5 protein-coding genes are annotated in these 8,655 nt (G+C 46.7%); all 5 read left to right on the top strand.

The window, feature by feature from the left end; all coding sequences use genetic code 11:
* Positions 1–3,111 (top strand): TonB-dependent receptor (locus VIP81_RS22740; RefSeq protein ID WP_331966807.1); only part of this gene is annotated, 3,111 nt, incomplete at its 5' end.
* Positions 3,112–3,116: 5 nt separating this feature from the next.
* Complete coding sequence (locus VIP81_RS22735; protein ID WP_331966805.1) at positions 3,117–4,748, top strand: RagB/SusD family nutrient uptake outer membrane protein; 1,632 nt, start codon at positions 3,117–3,119, stop codon at positions 4,746–4,748.
* 57 nt (positions 4,749–4,805) lie between these two features.
* Complete coding sequence (locus VIP81_RS22730; RefSeq protein WP_331966803.1) at positions 4,806–7,412, top strand: GH116 family glycosyl-hydrolase; 2,607 nt, start codon at positions 4,806–4,808, stop codon at positions 7,410–7,412.
* A 3-nt stretch (positions 7,413–7,415) separates the two neighbouring features.
* On the top strand, positions 7,416–7,961 hold the full coding sequence (locus tag VIP81_RS22725; protein WP_331966801.1) for a hypothetical protein: 546 nt from the start codon (positions 7,416–7,418) through the stop codon (positions 7,959–7,961).
* A gap of 34 nt (positions 7,962–7,995) precedes the next feature.
* Positions 7,996–8,556 carry a DUF1543 domain-containing protein gene (locus VIP81_RS22720; protein WP_331966799.1) on the top strand — a complete coding sequence of 187 codons (561 nt, stop codon included), beginning with the start codon at positions 7,996–7,998 and terminating at the stop codon, positions 8,554–8,556.
* Positions 8,557–8,655 lie beyond the last annotated feature (99 nt).

The following is an 8,655-nucleotide window of genomic DNA, read 5'->3' as shown; positions in this document are numbered from 1 at the left end:
GAGGTGTTACAATTGATCATGACACAGTCGGATTATCGTTTGTTTTATAATGATAATAAGTTGCCGGAGCGTGCCACCGTGAGTTTGAACGTGAAAGATGCTTCTCTGGAAGAAGTGCTTCGCACGGTGCTGGCAGGCACTGGTTTTGGTTTTGAGATCCGCCCGTCGGGGTTGGTGCTGATAGAGCCGGGGCCTCAACTGCAGGGGATCATCAGCGTATCGGGTAAAGTAACGGATGCTATGGGCCTGCCTTTGCCGGGCGTCACGATATTAAATAAAGCTACCAATAAAGGCGCGTTGACCGATGCCACCGGGCATTACACGTTAAGTGTGGCAGAAGATGCGGTACTCACCTTTTCATTGATTGGATTTACGCCACAGGAAGTAGCGGTAAATAAGCGTAGCACTATAGATGTGGTGTTAGGTACATCTACCAGTAAACTAGATGAGCTGGTGGTAGTGGGCTACGGCACACAGAAAAAAGCCAATCTTACCGGCGCTGTAGGTACAGTGAATGTGGCGCAGGCTTTTAAGTCAAGACCAGTCACCAATACACAGGAATTACTGGCAGGAACAGTGCCGGGGTTAAATGTCACCAAAGGCTCTGGTGCGGTAGGTTCCGGCGCCAGCATCAATATCCGCGGTACATCTACCATCGGGTCCAGTTCTGGTGTGCTGGTACTGATAGATGGTATTCCCGGAAATATTAACACCCTTAATCCGAATGATATTGCCAATGTATCGGTGTTGAAAGATGCCGCCAGTGCCGCGATTTATGGTTCGCGTGCCGCTAACGGTGTGATCCTGATCACCACCAAAAAAGGCGCTGCCAGCAGTACCCCGGTAGTGGACGTATCGTCCAGTATAGGCATACAGCAACCACAGTTCCGGCTCGACTTTGTAGGCGCGGCCGACTATATGAAATTGTGGGATGAAGCCCTGGTGAATGACGGGAAAGCACCTGTATACGGACAAAAAGGACAAGACGATCTAATAGCCGGGAAATTGCCGGATAACAGATGGTATAAAGACATCTACCAAAAAAATACAGTCATCAATAATAACTACGCTTCTATATCCGGACAAAAAGATAATATCACCTATCGGGTGTCCGGTTCTTATGATTATCAGAACGGTACCTTACCCAATAATGATTACCGCCGGTATACGGTAAGACCGGATCTCACGGTTAAATTACGGGATAACCTGTCGGTATCTGCCAATATTCAGTATACAGAAACACAGATTACGGAACCACAGGGCGGCACTACCGGCTGGCAAACGGCTGCTGCGCGTATTTCGCCTATATCACCCATCACCGCTGCTACAGGGCAATATGGCCTTGGCTCTTCCATGGCTGGTAATCCTATTGCCGGCGTAAATGAAGGCGGGTTAAATAAAACGAAAGCGAAAGAATTGATGGCCATTTTTGGTATCACTTATACACCGCTTAAAAACTGGAACATCACCGGGAATTATGCGAAGTATAGTTATGATGACTGGATCTCCAGTCGTTTAAATACTTACAATTTGTATGATGATAACGGCAATGTGGCAGCGGTTAAAAATCAGGTGAACAGCCTGAAAAATAGCACCAATTCCAGCTATCGGAATACCCTGCAATTGACCACGGACTATACTATCAGCCGGGGACGGCATAACATTAAAGGCCTGTTGGGTTATTCCCAGGAGTTATATAATACCAGCAATTTTTATGCATCCAGAGATGGAATGCCATTTGATCAGTTAAGTGTACTGGACATTGGTACCCTGAATAAACAGAATGGTGGTACCGCCAGTGACGTGGCGATTCAATCATTGTTTGGCAGACTTACCTATGATTACGATGGCAGATACCTGCTGGAAGCGAATGTGCGGGGCGATGGCTCTTCCCGTTTTGCACCGGGGCACCGTTGGGGTGTATTTCCTTCGTTTTCTGCCGGATGGAATATTCACCGTGAAAATTTTATCGCGGATAATATCAGCTGGATATCTGAGTTAAAGCTGCGGGCATCGTGGGGTATTTTGGGAGATGCAGAAAAAGTAGATTACTATGCCACTGCTTCGATCCTGAAATTCGTTCCTAACATTTATGGATTGAATAATAGCATTGTGCCCGGCGCTTATACGGAGGCCGCTGTTAACCGCAATCTTTCCTGGGAAGAAGCGAGGTTGGGCAATATTGGTTTGGATGCCGGATTCCTGCATAACAAGATCGGTTTCACCGTTGATTATTTTATTAACAACAGAGATAAGATCCTATACCAGGCGCCTGTATCATTGGAGCTGGGCTTACTGGCCCCATACACTAACCTGCTGGCTATGCAAAATCATGGACTGGATGCATCGGCATATTATAAAGATAAGTTGGGTGATTTCAACTGGGGCATCGCTGCCAATGTTAGTTTTTCAAAGAATAACGTCACGAACCTGGCTGGCACTGGTCCGTGGATTACCGGCAATGCATACACCGCAGAGCAAAGCCAATACAATCTGCCTTATGGTCTGCAGGCGCTCGGGCTGTTCCAGAGTGCCGATGAAATCAGCAAAAGCCCTGATCAGGGGCCTAACGTTTTCCCCGGAAATATCAGGTACAAAGATCAGAACAACGACGGCAAAATTGATGGTAGCGACCGCGTGGTATTGAATACAAAAGTACCGGTAAGATATGCACTGAACCTGAATGCGGGCTGGAAGAACTTTGATTTCTCTGCCAACATATTTGGTACCCTGAATACTTACCGCTATATCAGTGGCTATGAAGGATGGGCGTTTTATTTATCACAGAATGCAAGGCCCATGCACCTGGATGCATGGACACCGGACAATCCCAAAGCAAGTTATCCGCGTCTCTCAATTCAGTATACCTCTAATGATACTAAATACTCCAGTTACTGGCTGCGTAAGGCAGACTACCTGAAACTGCAGAATGTGCAGTTAGGTTATACCCTGCCGAAAAGAGTATTGAATCATTTGAAGATGAACTACCTGCGGGTATTTGTATCCGGTCAGAACCTGGCTACTTTCAGTGGCTATGATGGCTTTGATCCGGAAGGGGGATATTATCCGTTGTCAAGAACATGGGCTTTTGGTGTGAACTTAAAATTCTGATAACTATGAAAAAAATTAGTGTATATATTTTCGTAATAGCAGCTACGCTGCAAAGCTGTTCTAAGTTTTTAGACAGAACGCCTTTGGCGCAACCTACTGCTGATGCTTTCTGGAAAACAGCCACTGATGCCGAGCAGGGCGTTAATGCTTTATATGCTACGTTGCCGGATAGCCGTGATTTCTGGCGGGATTGCAGCAGTGATAATTCTGTGATGACCAACGCCTGGGGCGAAGGTGGTATGGGATATATTTGTCAGGGTAGTCAATCTGCCACCGACGATTATATTAAAGAAGAATGGAGGTATGATTTCATCAATCGATCTTTAACGGCGATTGATCAGCTTACCAATATGTCTATTGATGCAGAGAAGAAAAAGCAGTATTTGGGAGAAGCCCGTTTTATACTGGCATTACGCTACTTCCGCATGGCACAGCTCTATGGTGATATTCCGCTGATAAAGGAAAAGCCGCTCACCCTGGAAAATGCGAATGTGGCTAAAAGTCCAAAACAGGAAGTACTGGATTATGTGGTGATGAATGTGGATACCGCCATTTCATTATTGCCGGATGCCTATACGGGCGCGAATACAGGCCGTATTAACAAGGCAGCTGCGATGATGCTGCGGGCCAATGTATACCTGTATATGGCCAGTTATAAACAATTTCATGGTGGCGCCAGTGATCCGTTGTTATGGAAGGAAGCGGCGAAGTCGGCGCAGGACGTGGTGAACACAGGTACGTATAGTCTTGAACGTGACTATGCTTACCTGTTTACACACGAAGCCAATAATGCCAATAAGGAAGTGATCCTGGCGTTTCAGTATATTCAGAATGAAATCACCAATATGCTGCCGGTACTGGCATTGCCCACCGGTTGCTCTATTACCGGAGAGGGCTGGGCCAGTTTTTGTCCTACCCGTGACCTGGTAGATTCTTACGAATGTACAGATGGAAAAAGCATACAGTCGTCGGCGTTATATAGTAAAACCAATCCCTGGGACAACCGCGATGGTCGCCTGAGAAAAACGTTTCTGTTGCCCGGTGTGCCTTGTCTGCGGCCGGATGGCAGCTATTCCGCTTACCAGCCGCATCCTGCGTATAATAAGCCGGAGAAGATGAATAATGAAGGTGGTGGGTTAACCGGTTTTATGTACCTCAAGTTTGCAGAGCCAACAAATCCCAATCCGGAGAATGCTTACATGAACTTTCCTATTTACCGTTATGCGGAAACATTATTGGTGCTGGCAGAAGCGTTAAATGAATACGATCCGGGTAATCCAATGATTGCAACGGCTATGAACCAGGTGCGTACCCGTGCAGGTTTGCCAGGGGTAGATGCCTTGCTCGGTAACCAGCCAGCCATGCGCGATAAAATCCGGGAAGAGCGCCGTCATGAATTTGTAGCAGAACATAAAAGGTATTTTGATATTTTACGTTGGAAAACAGCTGAAATTGTACTGAATAAACCTGCTTATGGTATTAATCAGGATGAAAAAGCAGCGGTGGGAGATTGGACACAACCGGCATTCAAGGCGCAGGACAGAACATTTAATCCGTCAAAACATTACACCTGGCCTATTCCACAAGAGGCATTAGATAAAAATAAAAATCTCGTACAAACGGGTTCATGGAAATAAACGCTTTCATTTATGGGTATTGAACGGAGAAAATTTTTAAGAAATATTGGATTAACCATGGCAGGTGCACTAACCGTGCGCCTGCCGGTGATTGGCAGTGTGATGGCAAGAGATGCGCACTACCTGCTCACTACCCGGCAGCCGGATGCCGCCTGGATTGCTTCTTTGTATGAACGGGGTACGGTGACCACTTATCTCAAAAGCAGAAACGAGCTGCAATACATTGGTATGCCGGTAGGCGGTATTATGTGCGGCACCCTGTACCTGGGTGGCGACGGGCGTTTGTGGTTGTGGGATATTTTCAATAAAAATCAGGAAGGGATAGAACCTAAAGTGGTAGCCTATAATGCGAACGTACTGGATGGTGGAAAAAAAGTCCGCTCCCGGGATGGCGCCTGTTATATCGAACCTTCGAAAAATATTCGTCCACTGGACCAGGGATTTGCATTGCAACTGACCTACAACAACAACACCATTATCCGGAAACTGGAAGAAAGCAGCTGGCCGGAGATCAGCTTCGAAGCTACTTATCCGATGGCTACTATCCGGTATACGGATCCGGCCTTGCCAGTGGAAATAGTGCTGGAAGCTTTTTCGCCATTTATTCCATTGAATGAAGATGATTCCGGTTTACCGGTTACCATCTTATCTTACCAGATTATCAACAAAGGTACTACGCCGGTTACCGCTACCATCCTGGGATGGCTGGAGAATAAAGCTGCCCTTTACAGCGCCGGTGAAGCACATGAGCGGGTAAATACGGTGGTGAAAGAAAAGAACTGGCAGGGCATTCATGCCACCGTGCGTGTGAAAACCGGTAGCAATGAAGACTTTAGCAAGAAGTATGACTATGGTAATCTTTGCCTGGCGGGTTTTGGGACCCAGGTAATGGTGAATTCGCAGTTGCCGGCGGGTGAATTATCGGCGGCAGACTTTAAGTCCACATCTCCCAAACCCGCTATTAAAGCCGTAAAGGAGAAGTTAACCGGCAGCGTAGCTATTGAGAATAAGATACTACCGGGAAAGTCTGTACGAAATAATTTTGCCATCAGCTGGTATACGCCCAATCTGCATTTTAATGGTATACAGGGAGAAGGTCGTTATTATACCAATCACTTTACGGATGCCGTAGCGGTGATGAGCTATGTGCAAAAGAATTATGCCCGCTTAAACCGGGAGAGCCGTTTGTGGAAAGATACCTGGTATGATGCCACTTTGCCCTGGTGGTTTATGGAACGTACTTTCCTGAATATTTCCACGCTGGCTACCACCACTGCGCATCGTTTCCGCTCCGGCCGCTTTTATGCCTGGGAAGGCGTAGGCGCCTGTGAAGGTACCTGTACACACGTATGGCAATATGCACAGGCGGTAGGTCGCATTTTTCCGGCACTGGAAAGAGATACGCGGCAGCGCGTAGATCTGGGTATTGCGCAAATGCCTGATGGGGGCATTCTTTTCAGAGGAGAAGCCGAAAAGCGTCCTGCTATTGATGGACAGGCAGGTACGGTATTGCGTATTTACCGGGAGCACCAGATGAACAAAGACAGTAGCTTCCTGCAAAATAACTGGACCAATATCAAAAGGGCAGCACTCTTCATTATTCATCAGGACCGAAATGGCGATGGTATGGAGGATACGCCGATGGAAAATACACTGGATGCCGTTTGGGATGGAGAAATTGCCTGGATAGTAGGGCTGTGTGTTGCTGCTGTAAAGGCGGCTGCGCTGATGGCGGCAGAAGTAAACGATACGGCGTTTGCCACTATCTGTAACGACTATACGGAGAAAGGACGTCGTAATATGGAATCGCAGTTATTCAACGGCGAATACTTTATCCATCAACCGGATAAGGTGAAGGGGCGCTCCGTGATAGGCTCTTATAATACCTGTCATATAGACCAGGTATATGGCCAGAGCTGGGCATTCCAGGTAGGAATGGATCGGGTGATAGACAAGGAAAAGACAATGTCGGCTTTAAAGGCCCTGTATAAATATAATTACAAGGCCGATGTAGGTCCTTATATTGCAGCGCATCCGGGCGGCCGGCCTTATGCATTGGCAGGAGAAGGAGGAATGATCCTGAATACCAATCCCCGTAATGAGCCACATCCATTTGGTGTAAAAGACGCCTGGCAGCTGGGCTATTTTAATGAATGTATGACAGGGTTTGAACACCAGGTAGCTTCGCATATGATGGCAGAAGGCATGACGGAGGAGGCGCTGACGCTGACCCGCGCTGTTCATGATCGTTATCATGCGTATAAGCGCAATCCGTTTAATGAAATAGAATGTAGTGATCACTATGCGCGTGCCATGGCCAGCTACGGTACTTTTGTTACTGCTACCGGTTTTCAATACCATGGCCCGAAGGGATATATTGCTTTTGCGCCTGCGTTGAACAAAGAAAATTTCAAATCACCGTTTGTGACCGCAGAAGGTTGGGGTACGTACACGCAACAGGGGGCACATCATACGTTGCAGTTAAAATATGGTAGTCTGCAGGTACAAACATTGCGCTTTGCACATACCGGCGTAAAGCAGGTAACTATTGCCGGACAAAAATCCCCGGTGGCTTTTACGGAAGCCGATGGATTTGTTACACTGCAACTGGCAGCACCGGTTCGCATTAAAGCAGGACAATCTTTTCAAATTACAATTGTATAACTCATGAGATCCTATTTTCAGATAGCCGTTGCCGTGGTATGCCTGTTTTCCTGTAAGCCGGAAAGCAAACCGGTAACGACTACCCCATCCCTTGCCTGGCAAACCCAACTCGATAGCCTTTTGCCCTTAATGGGACACCGTAACTGGATCATTATTGCCGATAAGGCATTTCCTTTGCAATCCGCTCCCGGTATGGTATATATCAATACCGATGCAACTGTGCCTGAAGTGGCCCGCTACACCGTTCAACAGTTGAATAAAGGTAGCCATGTAAGTCCGATACTCTACCTGGACAAGGAGTTGTCGTTTGTGCCAGACACCCAAAGTTACCGGGATACGCTACAACAGATTTTTAAAGGACAGGCGGTACAAGCCATGTTGCATGATTCTGTTTTTGCAAAGATGGATAAAACAGCGGGTTTATTTAAAGTCGTGGTGTTAAAAACAAATACAACATTGGCGTATTCTTCTGTATTTATTAATCTCGATTGTAAATACTGGAGTGCGGCGAAAGAACAGCAGCTTCGGGAGGCGATGAAAACCAAATAAAATTATCCTAACTTTCGCTTATAATTTCATGCAAATGGCGGAGTTGAAATTGTTTATGTTGTTGCTGGGATGTACGCCGGAAGGGCGTCATACAGAGCAGCATGATGTATTTTTTGGTATTGGAAAGCAACTGAGAGATCTTATTCCTGATATGCTGGATTTCTGGCCGGAGGCGAAGGGTAAATTGCATATTGACGGCTGGAGGGAAGTGAACGTGGTAGATGGACATTTGGTCAGGGTGGTGGAAAAGCCGGCCACTGCGAATCAGGAGAAACAATTGTTTTTCCTGAACCTGGGTGGTTACAAACCCAATGAAATGGAAGAATTTCATTACAAGATGCTCAGTGTGCAAAAAGATATTGGGGCTTCTATCCGGGTGTCTAAAATGACCACCTTTTTCAAACACACCACTTTTGGAACAGCTACTTCCCATGTAGATGATAAATATGGCGTAGATGTAGACGATGTGCATGCGGTGAAAGATATTTTGCCGGCGCGTCTGAAAGAAAAGTATACACTGGAAATAACACCGGCGGAAGCTACGGCGGCGGCAGATGAACTTCATCTCGGATACTTTCAGTTGAGTAAAATATGAATGAAGCATTACGTATAGCCTGGGAACAATACCAGCATCTCTACGAGGAGATCAGTGTACCTGCCCGCACCATTTTGCTGGAAGAGGGGAAGGTAGCAC

The sequence above is a fragment of the Chitinophaga sp. genome (assembly GCF_036566945.1).
GTDB lineage: Bacteria > Bacteroidota > Bacteroidia > Chitinophagales > Chitinophagaceae > Chitinophaga.
This window is presented reverse-complemented; position numbering and strand designations above follow the sequence as displayed.